We start from the raw sequence: 16596 nt of genomic DNA on the forward strand, positions 1-16596 counted from the left end.
TCACCTTCATCCACGGTCACGGTCGGCCACCGTGCCACCACAGTGCGGCCAACCGGCCCAAGCCCCGAAGCCCCCGACGTGGCACAAAACACTGAGCGTCTCGCCCGGCACCCCCGTAAGCTCGCGTCATGCAGGTGATCCAGTCGACCAAGCTCGCCAACGTCTGTTACGAGATCCGGGGCCCGGTGCTCGAGGAGGCAATGCGGCTGGAGGCAGCAGGTCACCGCATCCTCAAACTGAACACCGGAAACCCCGCCGCCTTCGGGTTCGAGTGCCCGCCGGCGATCCTCGAGGACATTCTTCGGAACGTCGGCGACGCGCACGGTTACGGGGACGCGAAGGGCCTGCTCAGCGCGCGGCGCGCGGTCATGAGCCACTACGAGACCAAGGGCATCCCCCTGTCGGTCGAGGACATCTACCTCGGCAACGGCGTCTCCGAGCTGATCCAGATGTCGATGCAGGCGCTGCTCGACGACGGTGACGAAGTGCTCGTACCGGCGCCGGACTATCCGCTGTGGACCGCCTCCGTCTCGCTCGCCGGCGGGACCGCCGTGCACTACCGGTGCGACGAGCAGGCCGACTGGATGCCGGACCTCGCGGACATCGAGCGGAAGATCACCGATCGGACGAAGGCGATCGTGATCATCAACCCGAACAATCCGACGGGTGCGGTCTACGACGACGAGATGCTGCGCGGGCTGACGGAGATCGCCCGCCGCCACCAGCTGGTCATCTGCTCCGACGAGATCTACGACAAGATCCTCTACGACGGGGCCACGCACACCCCGACCGCCTCGATCGCGCCCGATCTGCTGGTGCTGACCTTCAACGGGATGTCCAAGAACTACCGGGTGGCCGGCTACCGCAGCGGCTGGCTCGCGGTCTGCGGCCCGAAGGCGCACGCGGCCTCGTACATCGAGGGCCTGACGATCCTGGCGAACATGCGCCTGTGCGCGAACATGCCGGCGCAGCACGCCGTGGCCGCCGCGCTCCAGGGGCGGCAGTCGATCGAGGATCTGGTGCTGCCGGGCGGGCGGCTGCTGGAGCAGCGGGACGTGGCGTACGACCTGCTGACCCAGATCCCGGGCGTGACGTGTGTGAAGCCGAAGGGGGCGCTGTACCTCTTCCCGCGGCTCGACCCGAACGTCTACAAGATCAAGGACGACCGCCAGATGGTGCTGGACCTGCTGCGGGCCGAGAAGATCATGGTCGTGCACGGGACCGGCTTCAACTGGCGCGAGCCGGACCACTTCCGGATCGTCACGCTGCCGAACGCGAAGGACCTGGCGGACGCGGTGACGCGGATCGGGAACTTCCTGGACGGATACGGCCAGCCGTGACCCGGGCGATCCCGGTATCCCCGGGATCTTCGGACTCCACTCAACTTTAGACGGAATCTAAGCTAGGATGGCCGCAGAGCTACTGCAGGAGGCCATCCCCATGTACGAGCCGATCCGCTCGAAGTCGGTGCACTCGATGGCCGGCGAGACCGACTTCCCTCACCGCACCCGCGAGGAGGAGCTGGACATACAGCTCGCCGGCCATCTCGCCGCACTCCTCGCCGTCACCGACGAACTCGGGCTCGCCGCCGAGGCCGACCGCATCGCCGAGCAGGTCGCCCGGCTGCGCGGCGCCCCGGCCGCGCGCCACGCCGGACTGAGCGGCGCGGACCCGGCCGCCCTCCACCACCGCGCCCTCGCCCTCGCCGGACGCGCCCTGGTCGTCGCCGCCTCGCGCGCCGACACCGCCGCGGCGATCCTCGCGGCCGAGCGCATGGACGCACACACCGCCGCTCTGCGCGACACGCAGCTCGTCGGCGCCCCCTGACGGCCCCGGTCCGCGGGCCGCGGAGGCGCGCGGACCGGGTGCCACCATCGAGGAACGGCACCGCCGACGGACCCGCAGGCGGGTACGTGGCGGGGACGGGCCGGAGCCGCGGCAACCGGCGCGGCTCCCCTCGGCCTTCAGGATGTCGTGCTCGGCCCTATCGCTTGGACTTCGCCGCTGAGGACTTCGCCCGCTTGCGCCCTCCCGATGCCGCGGAAGGCGGACTGAGGACCGCGGAGAGACGCTTGGCGGCGTACTCGCGGTTGGCAAGCGTCTGTTCGCGACGGGCCTCGGGGAGATCAGGCATGGCCAGGAGCCGATCGCATGCCTGGTAGGAGCCCGGCCAGTCCCCCACCCAGTACGCGATGATCGAGAACTCGAACAACATTCCCCAGCGGTACACCCAGGGGCTGACGAACAGCAGATCGTTCGGAGCGGGCCGGTTGAGTCCGGCGCAGACGAAGGCATACGCGGCCCGGTAACGGCGCATGACACGCAGCCGTGAGGCCAACTCGTAGCAGGCTTCGAGGCGTTGGGGCCGCATCTCCCAGGCCTGCACGAGCGCATCCATGCCGCCCGGCCAGTCGCCCGTTTCGGCCTTGAGGATTCCGGCCTGGAGCTGTGCGTAGTAGACCTCTTCGGGCCAGGCACCCATCTTCGCGCGGCGCTCGTAGAGGGGGATGGCCTCTTCGGCCCGGCCCATGTCACGCATGGTCTGGGCCAGGTAGAAGACGGTGCGGGGGTTGTCGGGGTCCCGCTCGAGTTCGGCGCTCAGCAGGCGTGCGTCACGCTCGAACTTGTCGTGACGCGATCCTCCGTCGGCGTGGTCCACGATGACCAGGGCGTCGAGGTTCGCCTGATCGGCCGGTTCGTCGGTGGTGAGGTACTCGTGCGTGACACCTTCGTAGCGCCAGGCGAGGTCACCCCTGACCAGCCGCTTGATGCGGTACTCCAGGTTGCCTTCGTGCCGCAGCATGTAGGAGGCGGCGGTGAGCGGCGGGAGGGGGCCGTCCTGCCGGATCTCCAGGTCGGCGTCGACCAGGAGCAGATAGTCGGCCTTACCGCGCGCGTGACTGATGTTCAGGCTCCGGTTGTGACCGAAGTTGACCCACGGCTCCTCGTGGAGCTCACCGGGGATGCCCCTGAGTGTCTTGCGGATCAGTTCCTGCGTCCCGTCCGTGGACCCCGTATCGGAGATCACCCAGGTGGTGATGAGGTCACGGACCGATGCGAGACAGCGTTCGATGACGCCGGACTCGTTCTTCACGATCATGCAAAGGCAAATAGACGGCTTCACGTCATCACCGATCCCCGCGTAAGTGTGCGCGCGACGCTAGGGGCCGGCCGGCACGGAACCGGTCCGGCACGCCGATGCCTAGCCCCTTCGGGCGCCCCTTGCGCCGCCAATGTGTTGATCGTTCGGCGCGCCTGCTGACGAACGCCGAAGTCACGACCGAATCATGGCCAACGGCACACCGCAGGCGCTTTCGGACAAAAGGCGGCGAAGCGGGACGTCCCGGCCACCCCGTCAGGCCCGGGACGGCCCCGCGGGCAACGCAGGCACGACAGCCATGTTCCGGAGGACGGCCTGTGACTACCCAGCTCACGCACGAACAGCTCGAACTCAAGAAAGCAGGGAACTACATGAGTCCTGAAAACAGGACTGTCCTTGGGCTCGGCCCGCTGCCGCAGGGACGTAGATGGGTCGTCGGAGGCGCGATGACGTCGGTGGCGCTCATCGTGCTGGGCCTCAGCAGCCCCGCGCTGGCAACTGCGCCCACCCCTGGTACGTACGCCGACATGAAAGGCGCGTCAGTACTGGCCGACCAGTGCTACGACGAGGATGGTCCCTACGCCTTCCTGAACCGCGACGACAGGTGCAAGGACAAGGACAAGGGCAAGGTCGGCAAGACCGGCGCGACCGGCGCCACGGGTGCCACCGGTGACACCGGAGCCACCGGTGACACCGGAGCCACGGGCGACACCGGAGCCACGGGCGACACCGGAGCCACGGGCGACACGGGTGCCACCGGCGACACCGGAGCCACGGGCGACACCGGAGCCACCGGTGACACCGGAGCCACCGGGCCGTGCATCGAGTGGGACGCCGTCATCGAGGACGGGCACCTGGGCACGATCGGGACGTACGGGGAGCACGAGTACAACGCCCTTCTCTTCCAGGGGCAGGTGTACGCCAACCGAGACACTCCGCCGACCCCCGTCGATATCGGCAACAGCACACCGGTCAACACCACGCCGCCACTCACCTGCACCGTCGCCGTGACCTATGAGGAGGTGAGGACGGCCGAGCTGGACCTGGACGACCCGGCGACCCCCGTCCGGGAGACCGTCAACGACATCCGCAACGACAGGGTCATCATCAAGGCGCTGGAGACGGATGGCGATGCCCACTTCGCGGTGTGCAACCCAGTGGTCTACAGTCCGGCCAATCCGAGCGGCCTCGCCTGCGGTCCTTTCGTCGCCGACGATTTCATCCCGTAGGCCCCAGAGGCTCGAAGGTGGGGCAGGGTTCCAGTGGGGCTGACCCGGCCGGAACCTTGACTACCTGATGTGTGCCGTGCCCGGTTCTTAGCCGGGCACGGCACACGTGTTTGCGCCGGCGAAACTCCGGCCGGCCTACGCCGCACCTCCGAGCCGGACAGAAGGCCCTTCTGGTGGGCGAGCGCCATGATCCGCAGGAACGGGGCCAGAGTTCATGCACATGACTAGATGCGCGACGAGCATGACCAGGGTGCGGAGAGAAAGGTGCACAGAGAGAAGTGCCCGGAGCAGGTGTATGGCAAAAAGGGCCGGGGCCCGCTCCGTACGCCGTTGTACGGTGCGGGCCCCGGCCACGAGCGGGATGCGGGCTCAGCCCAGGCGGGCCACCAGCGCGCGGTACTCGTCCCACAGCTCCTTCGGGGTGTGGTCGCCGAAGGTGTTGAGGTGCTCGGGGACCAGCGCGGCCTCCTCGCGCCAGACGTCCGTGTCGACCTTGAGCAGGAAGTCGAGGTCCTCGTCGGCCAGTTCGAGGCCGTCCGTGTCGAGCGCGTCGCGCGTCGGCAGGATGCCGATCGGGGTCTCGACGCCCTCGGCCTTGCCGTCCAGGCGCTCCACGATCCACTTCAGGACGCGGCCGTTCTCACCGAAGCCGGGCCAGACGAACTTGCCCGCGTCGTTCTTGCGGAACCAGTTCACGTAGTAGATCTTCGGCAGCTTGGACTGGTCGGCGTTCTTGCCGACCTTGAGCCAGTGGGCCATGTAGTCGCCCATGTTGTAGCCGCAGAACGGCAGCATCGCGAACGGGTCGCGGCGCAGCTCGCCGACCTTGCCCTCGGCCGCGGCGGTCTTCTCGGAGGCGACGTTCGCACCGAGGAAGACGCCGTGCTGCCAGTCGAAGGACTCGGTCACCAGCGGGACGGCGGTGGCGCGGCGGCCGCCGAAGAGGATCGCCGAGATCGGCACGCCCTTCGGGTCCTCCCACTCGGGGGCGATGATCGGGCACTGCCCGGCCGGGACGGTGAAGCGGGCGTTGGGGTGGGCGGCCGGGGTCCCGGACTCCGGCGTCCAGTCGTTGCCCTTCCAGTCGGTGAGGTGCTTGGGCAGTTCCTCGGTCATGCCCTCCCACCACACGTCGCCGTCGTCGGTCAGTGCGACGTTGGTGAAGACGGAGTTGCCCCACATCGTCTTCATGGCGTTGGCGTTGGTGTGCTCGCCGGTGCCGGGCGCGACACCGAAGAAGCCCGCCTCCGGGTTGATCGCGTACAGCCGGCCGTCCTCGCCGAAGCGCATCCAGGCGATGTCGTCGCCGATGGTCTCCACGGTCCAGCCGGAGATCGTGGGCTCCAGCATGGCGAGGTTGGTCTTGCCACAGGCGGAGGGGAACGCGGCGGCGACGTACTTCGACTCGCCCTGCGGCGGGGTCAGCTTGAGGATGAGCATGTGCTCGGCGAGCCAGCCCTCGTCGCGGGCCATGACGGAGGCGATGCGCAGGGCGTAGCACTTCTTGCCGAGCAGCGCGTTGCCGCCGTAGCCGGAGCCGTACGACCAGATCTCGCGGGTCTCCGGGAAGTGCGAGATGTACTTCGTGGAGTTGCACGGCCACGGCACGTCCTGCTCGCCCTCGGCGAGGGGCGCGCCCAGCGTGTGGACGGCTTTCACGAAGAAGCCGTCGGAGCCGAGCTCCTCGAGGACGGGCCGGCCCATACGGGTCATGGTGCGCATGGAGACGGCGACGTACGCGGAGTCGGTGATCTCGACGCCGATCGCGGAGAGGTCCGAGCCCAGCGGGCCCATGCAGAACGGGACGACGTACATCGTCCGGCCGCGCATCGAGCCGCGGAAGATGCCCTCCTCGCCGGCGAAGATGGCCTTCATCTCGGCCGGGGCCTTCCAGTGGTTGGTCGGGCCCGCGTCCGCCTCCTTCTCGGAGCAGATGAAGGTGCGGTCCTCGACCCGGGCGACATCGGTCGGGTCGGAGGCGGCGTAGTACGAGTTCGGGCGCTTGATCGGGTCCAGCTTCTTGAACGTTCCCTTGGCGACGAGCTCCTCACACAGGCGCTCGTACTCGGCCTCGGAACCATCGCACCAGACGACCCTGTCCGGCTGCGTCAGAGCTGCGATCTCGTCGACCCAGGCGATCAGTTCCTGGTGATTGGTGGGGACGGTGCTGGGAGCCGCGATGTCGCGCGCCACGATCGCTCCTAAGTGAGGGGTATGAAGGTTGTTGCCCCGTGGGGGCTGCGACCCGGATGCTTCACTGCATCTGTCTCTCTGGCGCTCATCCGGTGCCGACCGCACTCATCTGATCATCGGTGGACTCTGCGCATATGTCCAGAGGGCCCCTCACGTGAGCATTAACACTCATGCCCGAGACCTACGGAGGCGTAGGTAGCATGCCGCCATGACAGCAGCCGCAACCGACGCGACCGAGACAGATCCACCGCCGGTGAAGCCGAGGCTGCGGGGGTGGCTGCATGCGGGGATGTTCCCCGCCGTGCTCATCGCGGGCGTCGTTCTCACCGCGCTCGCCGATTCGACACGAGGCCGCATTGCCTGCGGCATCTATGTGCTCACCGCCTGCGCACTCTTCGGTGTGAGCGCGCTGTATCACCGGGGCGACTGGGGCCCGCGCGCGACAGCCGTCCTCCGCCGGCTCGACCACGCGAACATTTTTCTGATCATCGCCGGTACCTATACCCCGCTGACACTGCTACTCCTTCCGGACTCCACCGGGCGAGTGCTGTTGTGGGCCGTGTGGGCGGCTGCGGTTGCGGGGATAGCGTTCCGGGTGTTCTGGGTCGGCGCCCCACGCTGGCTCTACACCCCGTGCTACATAGCGATGGGCTGGGCGGCGGTCTTCTTCCTGCCCGACTTCATGCGTGAGGGCGGCATCGCGGTGCTCGTCCTCGTGGTCATCGGCGGGCTGCTCTACAGCGCGGGCGGCGTGATCTACGGAATGAAGCGGCCGAACCCGTCACCGCACTGGTTCGGGTTCCACGAGGTCTTCCACTCCCTCACGCTGGCGGCATTCGTCGTCCACTACGTAGGCATCTCCCTGGTCGCCTACCAGCACGCATAGCGCGTACGCGTAACCCGCACCTACCCCCACCCCTCACCTCTCACCTCTCACTTCGCACCGAAAGGCCCGTGGCAGCCGCCACGGGCCTTTCGGCATATTGACGTCCGCCACCTTTTGAGAGTTACTGTCATTTGACACTGACTCCTACGGAGGTGGCCCATGGATGTGGCCCGGAACCCCCGCCGGTGGTGGGCGCTCGGCGCGATGGTCGCGTCGTTGCTCGTGCTCGGCTTCGACATGACGATCCTGAACGTGGCGCTGCCGACCATGGCCGGGCAGCTCGGTGCCACGACCGGCGAGCAGCAGTGGACGGCCGACGCGTACGTGGTCGTCTTCGCCGCGCTGATGCTCCCCGCCGGACTGCTCGGCGACCGCTTCGGCCGCCGCCGGATGCTCGTCACCGGACTCGGTGTCTTCCTCGCCGGCTCGCTCGTCGGCGCGTTCGCCGACGACGTCGCGGCAGTGATCGCCGCCCGCTCGGTCATGGGCATCGGCGCCGCGTTCGTCATGCCGCTCGGCATGGCCGTCGTACCGTCGCTCTTCGCCGGCGAGGAGCGCCAGAAGGCCGTCGGCGTCGTCACCGCCGCCTCCGCGCTCGGACTGCCGCTCGGACCGATCGTCGGCGGCTGGCTGCTCGACCACTTCTGGTGGGGCTCGGTCTTCGTGATCAACATCCCGATGGTCGCGATCGGGATCGCCGCGTGCATGTTCCTGCTGCCCGAGACGCGCGACCCGGCGGCGCCGCGGGTCGACACCGTCTCCACCGCGCTGACCGCGACCGGTCTCGGCGCGTTCATCTACGGGATCATCGAGGCGCCGGAGCGTGGCTGGAGCGACCCTCTGATCCTCGCGATGCTCGCCGCGGGAGCCGTGCTGATCGCCGCCCTGGTCGTACGGGAGCGGCGCTCCGCCCGCCCCATGCTCGACATGGAGCTGCTGGCCCACCGGCCGTTCCTGCTCAACACGCTGGCCGCGACTCTGGTGATGTTCGTCCTGTCCGGGCTGATGTTCGTGCTGCCGCAGTACCTGCAGGCGGTGCTCGGTCACGACGCCTTCGGGACGGGCCTGCGCATGCTGCCGATGATGGGCGGGCTCATGGTCGCGGCCAAGGGCAGCGGGCCCGCGGTGGCGCGGTTCGGGGCGCGCGGCGTGATCGTCGCCGGTCTGGTGGTGCTGGCGTTCGCCGGGTTCCTCGGCAGCGGCACAACGGTGGACAGCGGGTACGGATTCACCGCGCTGTGGCTCTCCGTCGCCGGGCTCGGCTTCGGCTTCTCGATGGTGCCCGCGATGACGGCCGCGATCGACACCCTGCCGCCGGACCGGGCGGGCAGCGGGTCCGGGCTGCTCATGACCGTACGGCAGGTGGGCAGCGCCACCGGGATCGCGCTGCTCGGCTCGCTGCTGGCGAGCGTGTACGCGAACCGGCTGCCGTCCGGGGCGCCGGAAGCCGCGGGCGACTCCGTGGTGGCCGCCCATCTGTTCGGCGATCCGGCCCTCGCGGCCTCGGCCGATGCCGCGTACCTCCACGGCATGTGCGTGGTCCTGCTGGTCTGCGCCGTCGCGGCGCTGGTCACCGCGCTGCTCGCGGCCGTTCTGCTGCCGAAGGCCCGGCCCGTGCAGGCGGCGGCCCCGGACATGGCCGAGGCCACAGCGGATGCCCGACAATGACGACCATGGCCGCCTCCGCACGTACGCCGCTCGAAGAGCACCAGCCCCCGATGGGGCTGCGCGAGCGCAAGAAACTCAAGACCCGCATCGCGATCCGCCGGGCCACGTACCGGCTGATCGCCGAGCAGGGCTACGAGGCGACCACGATCGAGCAGATCGCGGCGGCGGCCGAGGTCTCCCCCTCCACCGTCTTCCGCTACTTCCCCACCAAGGAAGACATCGTCCTCACCGACGAGTACGACCCGATCATGGAGCAGGCGCTGCGGGGGCGGCCGGCCGACGAGCCGCCCCTGGAGTCGCTGCGGTTCATCATCACGCACGCCGTCCGGGCCATCCAGGAGAGCGACCCCGACGAGATGTACCAGCGCACGAGGCTGCTGGTGGAGGTCCCGGCCGTCCGGGCCCGGATGACCGAGACCATGGCCGAGACCTCCCTCCTGCTGTCGCGCGCCCTCGCCGAGCGCACCGGGCGGGAGGCGGACGACCTGGAAGTACGGGTCTTCACCGCCGCCGTGATGGGCGCCCTGCGCGAGGTGACGATCTACTGGGCGGAGCACGACCAGCGAGGTGATCTGGTCGCGCTCCTCAACCGCGCTCTGGACACGCTCAAGGACGGCCTGACCCTCTGAGGTCTCCCTTACATATCCGGCGTCAACTCCCGCCTCAGGGCTTCCACTTCGGTGACCGGAGCAGCGCAGACGAAGCGCCGGCAGACATACGCGGCGGGCTGCCCGTCGACCAGCGGACGGTCCGCGAGCAGCGGAAACTCCCCGCCGTCCGGCTCCCCGGCGGCGACCACCGAGCCGGGCGCCGTCCCCAGCAGCGCCGCCCGGTGCAGCTCGCGCGCGCCCGGGTCACCCTGCGGCCCGACGACCGCGACCTCCCGCGGTCCGTCGAGCAGCGCCTCGGCGACCGCAAGCCCCCACCCGATGAACCTGGGCGCACGCGGACCGAGCGCCTTCACCACGCCCAACGCCTGCTCGGCAGCGGTCCGATGAGCCTCGGAACCCGTGTGCGCGGCGTACGAGACCAGGGCGCCGGCGGCGGCGGTCCAGCCGGAGGGGGTGGCGTTGTCGGTGGGGTCCTGGGGCCGCCTGATCAGCTGCTCCGCATCATGGGCGGTGTCGTACAACTGCCCTTCGGGGCCGGTGAACTGATCCAGGACGATGTCCAGCAGGAAACCGGCGAACTCCAGCCACGCGCCCTCGCCGCTCACCGACGCCAGCGCCAGGAAGCCCTCCGCGACATCCGCGTAGTCCTCCAGCACCCCGGCGTTCGCCCCGGCCTGCCCGTCCTTGGAGGTACGGCACAGCCGCGCACCGTCGTCCATGTGCAGCCGTACCAGCAGATCGGCGGCCTCCGTCGCCCGCTCGACCAGATCCGGCCGGTCGAAGTACCCGCCCACCTCGGCGAGTGCGGCGATCGCCAGCCCGTTCCAGGCGGCGACGATCTTGTCGTCACGCCCGGGCCGCGCCCGCTCCTCGCGCGCGGCGAGCAGCCGCGCCCTGACGGACTCGACCTGTGCGGCATCGGCCACACCGGCGTCCTGCGGCAGCTGGAGTACCGAGGCCCCCTCCTCGAACGTCCCCTCCTCGGTCACCCCGAAGTACCGGACCGCGAACTCCGCGTCCTGCTCGCCCAACACCTCTGCCAGTTGCCCGGGCGTCCAGACGTAGTAGGCCCCCTCCACATGCTTCCCGGTGCCTCCCCCAGAGCCTTCGGCCTGGGGGTGCCCCCATCCGTCTTCGACGGCACTGTCCGCGTCCAGCGCGGACGCGAAACCGCCCTCCGGTGTCCGCAGCTCCCGCACCATGAAGTCGGCGGTCTCCAGCGCGACCCGCCGGGCCAGATCACTGCCGGTGGCTCGCCACAGATGCGCGTACACCCGGCACAGCAGCGCGTTGTCGTAGAGCATCTTCTCGAAGTGGGGCACCACCCACTCACGGTCCACGGAGTACCGCGCGAACCCGCCGCCGAGCTGGTCGTAGATCCCGCCCCTGGCCATCGCCTCACAGGTGTCCGCGACCATCTGCAGCGCACCCTCGGCACCGGTCCTGGCCCAGTGCCGCAGCAGGAATTCGAGGGCCATCGACGGCGGGAACTTCGGCGCCCCGCCGAATCCGCCGTGCATCGGGTCGTACTCCCTGGTCAGCCCGAGCAGCGCCTGCGCGAGCTCCTCCTCGCCCGGCTGCCCCTGCCCCCCGTACGCGAGCGACCGCCCCGCCAGATCCCGGACGACCTTCCCGGCGACCTCCGCGACCTCTTCGCGCCGCCCGGTCCAGGCGCCGGTGACGCCTTCCAGGACCTGCCGGAAGGACGGCATACCGTGGCGGGGGGCCGGCGGGAAGTACGTACCGAAGTAGAACGGCTCGGCGTCCGGCGTCAGGAACACGGTCATGGGCCAGCCGCCCTGCCCGGTGGCGGCCTGCACGGCCTCCATGTAGACGGCGTCGACGTCGGGGCGCTCTTCACGGTCTACCTTGATGTTGAGGAAGTGCTCGTTCATGTAGGCAGCCGTTTGTTCATCTTCGAAACTTTCGAAGCTGAACACATGACACCAATGGCAACTGCTGTATCCAACGCTGAGCAGCACTGGTACCCCACGCTTGCGTGCCTCCCCGAAGGCCTCGGCAGACCAAGGCCACCAGTCGACCGGATTGTCGGCGTGCTGGAGGAGGTACGGGGACGTCTCATGAGCCAGGCGGTTTGGCATACCTCCATCCTGCCCCACGGCCCCCGATCAGCCCCGCGACGCAGCCATCAGGCAGCGGGCGCGGGGACTGCCGAACGGTCCGCCCATTTCCATACCGGGGCCACGCGCGAGTAATCCCAGCCATGGTTCCCCTTGACTCCTGGTCGAACCACGAAGCACCTGAAAACCGAAGCAACCACCCTTCGCCGCTCGTCGAACTCCATCGCGCCCGACATCCAGCGGTCGCGGATCGAATCCGGCAGCCGCACCAGCCTTTGCCCGTCGGAGAACAAGAGTCTCTCGATGGCTTCCTCCACGAGCGGGCCGCTGATCGCGCATCGCCCGCACCCCCGCCCCGCAGATCCGTTGCAGATGTAGTTGTACGGGCTTCTCCGGCTCCGGCTGCTCTTGGAGGCGCCCATTTTGCGATCACACACCACCCCGGGCTCGATCTCCGCACCGCAGTGCAGGAACCCACTCGCCGGACAACGGGGGCCGGCCTTCTCGCCGGTGAGCCTCGGCGCCCCGCTTCCTCGGTGCATGTACAGGCTGCCTGCCGCGAACGTGGCGCACACCGCCTGCCATTGCCCGGGGGTCACGATGACTGCCCACTGCCCCATCACGGGGCGTCCGGTGTCAGGGTCGACCAGGAGCTCACCACGATTGGCCCGATAGCCACACACCCGGGGTGCCGTCATGATCTGGGTGACGGTTTGCGGGTTGGGGCTGCCGCCGCGTGTTCCTCTGACACCCAGCCTCTCCCACTCGCGCGCGATGGCGTGGACCGACCTGCCCCCGATACGGTCCTCGATCGCCTTGCGCACCAGTGCCGCTTCCACGGGATGAAGCGTGGCCCTGTCGTCCTGCCAGCCGAACGGTCGGGGTCCACTGTGGGGGAGCCCGTCCATGGCTCGCGACCAGTGCCAGTTACGCACGCGCCTCTTTCTGATTTCTGTTTCGGCGGTCGCGGCCTCCAGCGAGCGCACGGCTCGCAGCAGCCCCTCCCTCGTATACGGGTCGCGCCTTCCGTCCTGATCGACGTAGACCCGCCCAGGTCGGCATACGAATGCCTCAAGGAACCTGGCGAAGTCCACCGCCCGCCGGTAGAGGCGGTCGTCCGCCACACAGACGACGCCACTCATCGGTGTGCCGTCGAGGATGCTGCCTCTCTTCAGGTCGGAGATCAGCCGGTCGAACCCGGGCCGTTCGATACCCGCTTTGGAGGCTCTTCGGCCGTTGTCCGTGTACGTCGACACAACGACGCAACCGTTGGCTCTTGCGGTGAGTTCGTTGATCCGATGCTGGTTCCGGACTCCATGCTCGTCCCGCTTTCGGGAGTCATCGGAGGTACGCGCGTAGGAAGCGACGGGAATCGGCTTGTCTTCCATTGGTCCTGATATGCGTGCCACTGTCGTTCTCCGCTCTTCTCGACCATACGTCCGACATCCACTGAAACGAGCGAGGACCGGACAGGACACGTGATCGCCGGACTCCCTCGCGCCGACGCGCGTCACGCAGGACACTTGGCGCCGGAAGCGGAAGCTCTCGGAGGGGGACCCACATGCGGGACAGCCATCGGGCGGAAGCCGAGCGGCTGTTGGTACGTGCCGTCGAGGAGGAGGTGCGCCGCTCCGGCGGGCGCAGTGACTCCACGGCCTTGCTGGCGCGCGGCCGGGCGGCGCTGGACGAGCTGGCGGCGAGTGCGGACGAGGAGTACGCGGCGTATCTCCACGCGGTGGAGGAGGCCGAGGCCGGTCAGCTGTCGCTGGGCGAGCGGTTCAGCCGCCAGAACGTGTCGACTCCGGTGCTCGTCACGGCCGTTGCGGCGGCCGCGGCGATCGGTGCGGACATGGCGTTGGGGACGGCTACGGGCACGGCGCTCGGCGCCGGGGCGGTGGTCGCGGTGGCCGGGGCAGCCGCGACGGTGACCAAGGTGACCGCGGCGCACTGGCCGGCGGCGCATCGCAGAGCCGGGGCTCTCGGTCAGCCGGGCGGGCCCGAGCAGCTGCGGCTGCAGTGGCTGACGGCGCTGGAGGTACGGGGCATCCGGCCGTTCCTGGACCAGCAGCGGATGCTGACGGCCTCCACGGCGCGTCCCGCGAAGAAGTCCGCGGCGGGGCCGCCGCTGCGCGGCGCGGACCGCAGCCAGGCGGCGCGCCGTCGTAGTGTGCTGGAGCAGTCGTTCGGGCATCTGCCGGAGCCCGTGGGGCCGTTCGCGGGCCGACGGGAGGCAATGGCACAGATCGCCCAGTGGGTGCATGCGGCGCGTGCCTCGACGGAGACGAAGCCGACGGTGGTGGTGCTGCACGGCGCGCCGGGGTCGGGGCGTACGACGCTGGCGGTGCGGGCCGCGCACCATCTGAAGGACCAGTTCCGGGGCGCGTGCCTGGTGGATCTGCGCGGCGGTTCCGCCGACGAGCAGCCGCTGCCCACCCGGGACGCGCTGCTGCACCTGCTGAACCGGCTGGGCGCGCCCCGCGAGCAGCTGTTGTTCCGCGAGCGGGCGTCCGCGGAGCAGCAGGTGCGGCGGCTGAGCGAGCTGTACCACCAGCATCTGACCGGGCTGCCGGTCACCGTCGTCCTGGACGACGCGAGCGACGCCGGGCAGGTGCGGACCCTGGTCCCGGAGCGCTCGGACAGCCTGGTGCTGGTGACCGCGCGCGAGCCGCTGGAGCTGCCGGAGGACATTCCGGCCCGGGTGCACCAGCTGCCGGTGGACGCGCTGGACGCGGCGGGTGCGGAGGAGCTGCTCACGGCGGCCGGGGAGGATTCGCCGGAAGGACCGTACGACTCGCAGTCGGCGGACGGGATACGGGAGTTGTGCGGCGGGCTGCCACTGGCGCTGCGGATCGCGGGCTCCTCGCTGGGGTCCAGGACCCCAGAGCGGCTGGCCGCGGACCTCGGTGCGTACGGCCCGGTCGGGCCGGTCGAGCGGGCGCTGTGGCTGCGCTACACGGACCAGCCGGAGCAGGCGCGCCGGCTGCTGCGCCGGCTGGCGCTCGCGGGGCGGGCGTCGCTGGGCGCGGCCGCGGCGGCGGCGCTGCTGGCGACCGACGAGCCGGAGGCGCTGCGGCTGCTGTCCGCGCTGTCCCGGGCGGGGCTGCTGGACCATGTGCGCGGTGAGAGGTACCGGTTGCACGATGCCGTACGGGCCTTCGCGCTGGCGCGGCTGCTCGACGAGGAGCAGCAGGCGGAGCGCACGGCCGCGCAGGAACGGCTGATCATCGGGTACGCGGAGCTCGCCGACTCGGTGATCCGGCTCGTCGACGGGAAGACGTCGACGCGCGCCGATCAGTTCGGCGGTCACGGCTTCGCCTCGCTGGAGGCGGCGCTGCGCTGGCTGGACGACGAGTCGAGCTTCATCACGGCGGCACTGCGCCACGCGGAGGGCGTCGACCAGCAGGCCGTGCTGAATCTGCTGGGCGCCCTGTGCGACTACTGCCTGCTGCGCGGCGATCTCTACCGTCTGGGCGAGATCAACGACCTGACCCAGGCCGTCGACCAGGGCCTGCTGGTCCGCTCGGTCCAGTGGCGCACCGGCATCGCCGCCCGTCAGCTCGGCGAGCTGGACAAGGCCCGTACGACCCTGTCGTCGGTGGTGGACCTGTACCGCGAGGCGGAGCACGACGCGGGCGCGGCCCGTGCCCTGTGCTCCCTCGGCATCACACTGCACCACCAGGGCAATCTCACGGAGGCCGCGGCGAAGCTGCGCGAGGCGATCGAGCTGCAGTCCTCCGAGGTGCTCGCGGCGGACCGGGCGTGGACCCTGCACGCCCTGGCCGCCGTCGAGCGGGACCGGGCGAATCTCGCGGAGGCGCTCACGCTGCTCTCCACCGCGCTCGGGCTGCACCGCAAGGGCGAGTCCCTGCACGGCGAGGCCTGGACGCACTTCCAGCTGGGCCAGGTGTGCCTGCGCATGGGCGATGTGCCGCGCGCCGAGTCGGAGCTGCGCGAGGCCCTCGATCTGTACGGCCGCACCCGGGACGACCGCGGCGAGGCGTGGGCGCTGACCCAGCTGGCCCGGGCCCGGCTGGTGGACGGCGACCCGTCACCCGCGGTGGACCAGCTCCGTCAGGCGCTGTCCCGGCACCGGGACAGCGAGGACGCGCGCGGCGAGGCGTGGACGCTGTACTACCTGGGCCAGGCGCTGGAGGAGCGCGGCGACCGCGACCAGGCGGTGCGTGAACTGGAGCGGGCCCGCACGATGTTCTCCCGGATGCGGGACGTGTACGGGCTCGCCTGCGCCCGCCACCACTCGGGCCGCGCCACCCGTGACCAGCGCGCCGCGCAGACGGGCAACCTCCTCAACTCCGGTTTCGCCCGCCAGCTCCTGGTCGACGCCCGCGCCGACTTCCGCCGTATCGGTGTGGCCCACGGCGAGGCCTGGACCTGTCTGGAGCTGGCGATCGTGGACGCCGGGAACAACCGCCCCGCCCAGGCCCTGGAGCTCTGCGACGAAGCGGCCGCGCTCTTCGCCTCGTACCGCGACGGCCGCGGCGGCGACTGGGCCCGCTTCCTGCGCTGCACCCTGCTCCCGTACGCCTCGGCGGGCGGTGTCGAGATCGGCACGGTCGTGGCCCAGGAGGAGCTGGCCCGGCTGCGCGAGGAGTCCCACGCGACGCGCGACGGCAAGCTGGAGGACTGCATGGAGGCCTTCGCCCTGGTGCTGGAGCGGGGCGTCCGCCTGGAGGACGGCTGGCAGGCGTGGCAGCTGGGGATGGTGCCGAACCGGCACGCACGGGAGGTGATGGGGGTACCCGTGGATCCCGCGTGGGAGTGATCCGCCGGGGCGCGGGCGGCGCCGGGGCTGGTGGGCACACGCTGGACA

The 16596-nt window shown here is 70.0% G+C and carries 11 protein-coding genes; 7 read left to right on the top strand and 4 right to left on the bottom strand.

Going from position 1 to position 16596, the window contains the following annotated elements; genetic code table 11:
• Positions 1-128 precede the first annotated feature (128 nt).
• Together ACWGI8_RS00335 and ACWGI8_RS00340 are read left to right on the top strand one after the other, a co-directional pair.
• Positions 129-1340 carry a pyridoxal phosphate-dependent aminotransferase gene (locus ACWGI8_RS00335; protein WP_453657125.1) on the top strand — a complete coding sequence of 404 codons (1212 nt, stop codon included), beginning with the start codon at positions 129-131 and terminating at the stop codon, positions 1338-1340.
• A gap of 100 nt (positions 1341-1440) precedes the next feature.
• Positions 1441-1827, top strand: coding sequence for an SCO4983 family protein (locus tag ACWGI8_RS00340; RefSeq protein ID WP_453657157.1), 387 nt, complete (start codon positions 1441-1443; stop codon positions 1825-1827).
• 157 nt (positions 1828-1984) lie between these two features.
• Here the strand turns inward: ACWGI8_RS00340 and ACWGI8_RS00345 are convergent, their stop codons facing one another.
• Complete coding sequence (locus ACWGI8_RS00345; protein WP_453657127.1) at positions 1985-3100, bottom strand: glycosyltransferase; 1116 nt, start codon at positions 3098-3100, stop codon at positions 1985-1987.
• Positions 3101-3417: 317 nt separating this feature from the next.
• On the opposite strand from ACWGI8_RS00345, the gene ACWGI8_RS00350 reads away from it, so the two are divergent.
• Complete coding sequence (locus ACWGI8_RS00350; protein WP_453657129.1) at positions 3418-4329, top strand: hypothetical protein; 912 nt, start codon at positions 3418-3420, stop codon at positions 4327-4329.
• A gap of 369 nt (positions 4330-4698) precedes the next feature.
• Here the strand turns inward: ACWGI8_RS00350 and ACWGI8_RS00355 are convergent, their stop codons facing one another.
• Positions 4699-6522, bottom strand: coding sequence for a phosphoenolpyruvate carboxykinase (GTP) (locus ACWGI8_RS00355; protein ID WP_453657131.1), 1824 nt, complete (start codon positions 6520-6522; stop codon positions 4699-4701).
• 208 nt (positions 6523-6730) lie between these two features.
• Here ACWGI8_RS00355 and trhA point away from each other — a divergent pair, with 208 nt between their 5' ends.
• The 3 genes from trhA to ACWGI8_RS00370 all read left to right on the top strand — a co-directional run bounded on the left by trhA (position 6731) and on the right by ACWGI8_RS00370 (position 9705).
• A complete protein-coding gene (trhA, locus tag ACWGI8_RS00360; protein ID WP_453657133.1) occupies positions 6731-7408 on the top strand; it encodes a PAQR family membrane homeostasis protein TrhA in 678 nt (225 codons plus the stop codon).
• A 159-nt stretch (positions 7409-7567) separates the two neighbouring features.
• On the top strand, positions 7568-9076 hold the full coding sequence (locus ACWGI8_RS00365) for an MFS transporter (RefSeq protein WP_453657135.1): 1509 nt from the start codon (positions 7568-7570) through the stop codon (positions 9074-9076).
• A gap of 5 nt (positions 9077-9081) precedes the next feature.
• Complete coding sequence (locus ACWGI8_RS00370) at positions 9082-9705, top strand: TetR/AcrR family transcriptional regulator (protein WP_453657137.1); 624 nt, start codon at positions 9082-9084, stop codon at positions 9703-9705.
• 8 nt (positions 9706-9713) lie between these two features.
• Here ACWGI8_RS00370 and ACWGI8_RS00375 read toward each other — a convergent pair whose 3' ends face one another.
• Together ACWGI8_RS00375 and ACWGI8_RS00380 are read right to left on the bottom strand one after the other, a co-directional pair.
• Positions 9714-11789, bottom strand: coding sequence for a thioredoxin domain-containing protein (locus tag ACWGI8_RS00375; protein WP_453657139.1), 2076 nt, complete (start codon positions 11787-11789; stop codon positions 9714-9716).
• Between the two features lie 47 nt (positions 11790-11836).
• Positions 11837-13156, bottom strand: coding sequence for a recombinase family protein (locus ACWGI8_RS00380; protein ID WP_453657141.1), 1320 nt, complete (start codon positions 13154-13156; stop codon positions 11837-11839).
• Between the two features lie 173 nt (positions 13157-13329).
• Here ACWGI8_RS00380 and ACWGI8_RS00385 point away from each other — a divergent pair, with 173 nt between their 5' ends.
• Positions 13330-16548 carry a tetratricopeptide repeat protein gene (locus tag ACWGI8_RS00385; protein WP_453657143.1) on the top strand — a complete coding sequence of 1073 codons (3219 nt, stop codon included), beginning with the start codon at positions 13330-13332 and terminating at the stop codon, positions 16546-16548.
• Positions 16549-16596 lie beyond the last annotated feature (48 nt).

The sequence above is a fragment of the Streptomyces sp. NPDC054841 genome, from assembly GCF_053611045.1.

Excerpts from the sequence above, each read along its gene's own strand:
- ACWGI8_RS00335 (WP_453657125.1), top strand. The coding sequence starts at position 129 with ATGCAGGTGATCCAGTCGACCAAGCTCGCCAACGTCTGTTACGAGATC.
- ACWGI8_RS00340 (WP_453657157.1), top strand. The coding sequence starts at position 1,441 with ATGTACGAGCCGATCCGCTCGAAGTCGGTGCACTCGATGGCCGGCGAG.
- ACWGI8_RS00345 (WP_453657127.1), bottom strand. The coding sequence starts at position 3,100 with ATGATCGTGAAGAACGAGTCCGGCGTCATCGAACGCTGTCTCGCATCG.
- trhA (WP_453657133.1), top strand. The coding sequence starts at position 6,731 with ATGACAGCAGCCGCAACCGACGCGACCGAGACAGATCCACCGCCGGTG.
- ACWGI8_RS00365 (WP_453657135.1), top strand. The coding sequence starts at position 7,568 with ATGGATGTGGCCCGGAACCCCCGCCGGTGGTGGGCGCTCGGCGCGATG.
- ACWGI8_RS00370 (WP_453657137.1), top strand. The coding sequence starts at position 9,082 with ATGGCCGCCTCCGCACGTACGCCGCTCGAAGAGCACCAGCCCCCGATG.
- ACWGI8_RS00375 (WP_453657139.1), bottom strand. The coding sequence starts at position 11,789 with ATGCCAAACCGCCTGGCTCATGAGACGTCCCCGTACCTCCTCCAGCAC.
- ACWGI8_RS00380 (WP_453657141.1), bottom strand. The coding sequence starts at position 13,156 with ATGGAAGACAAGCCGATTCCCGTCGCTTCCTACGCGCGTACCTCCGAT.
- ACWGI8_RS00385 (WP_453657143.1), top strand. The coding sequence starts at position 13,330 with ATGCGGGACAGCCATCGGGCGGAAGCCGAGCGGCTGTTGGTACGTGCC.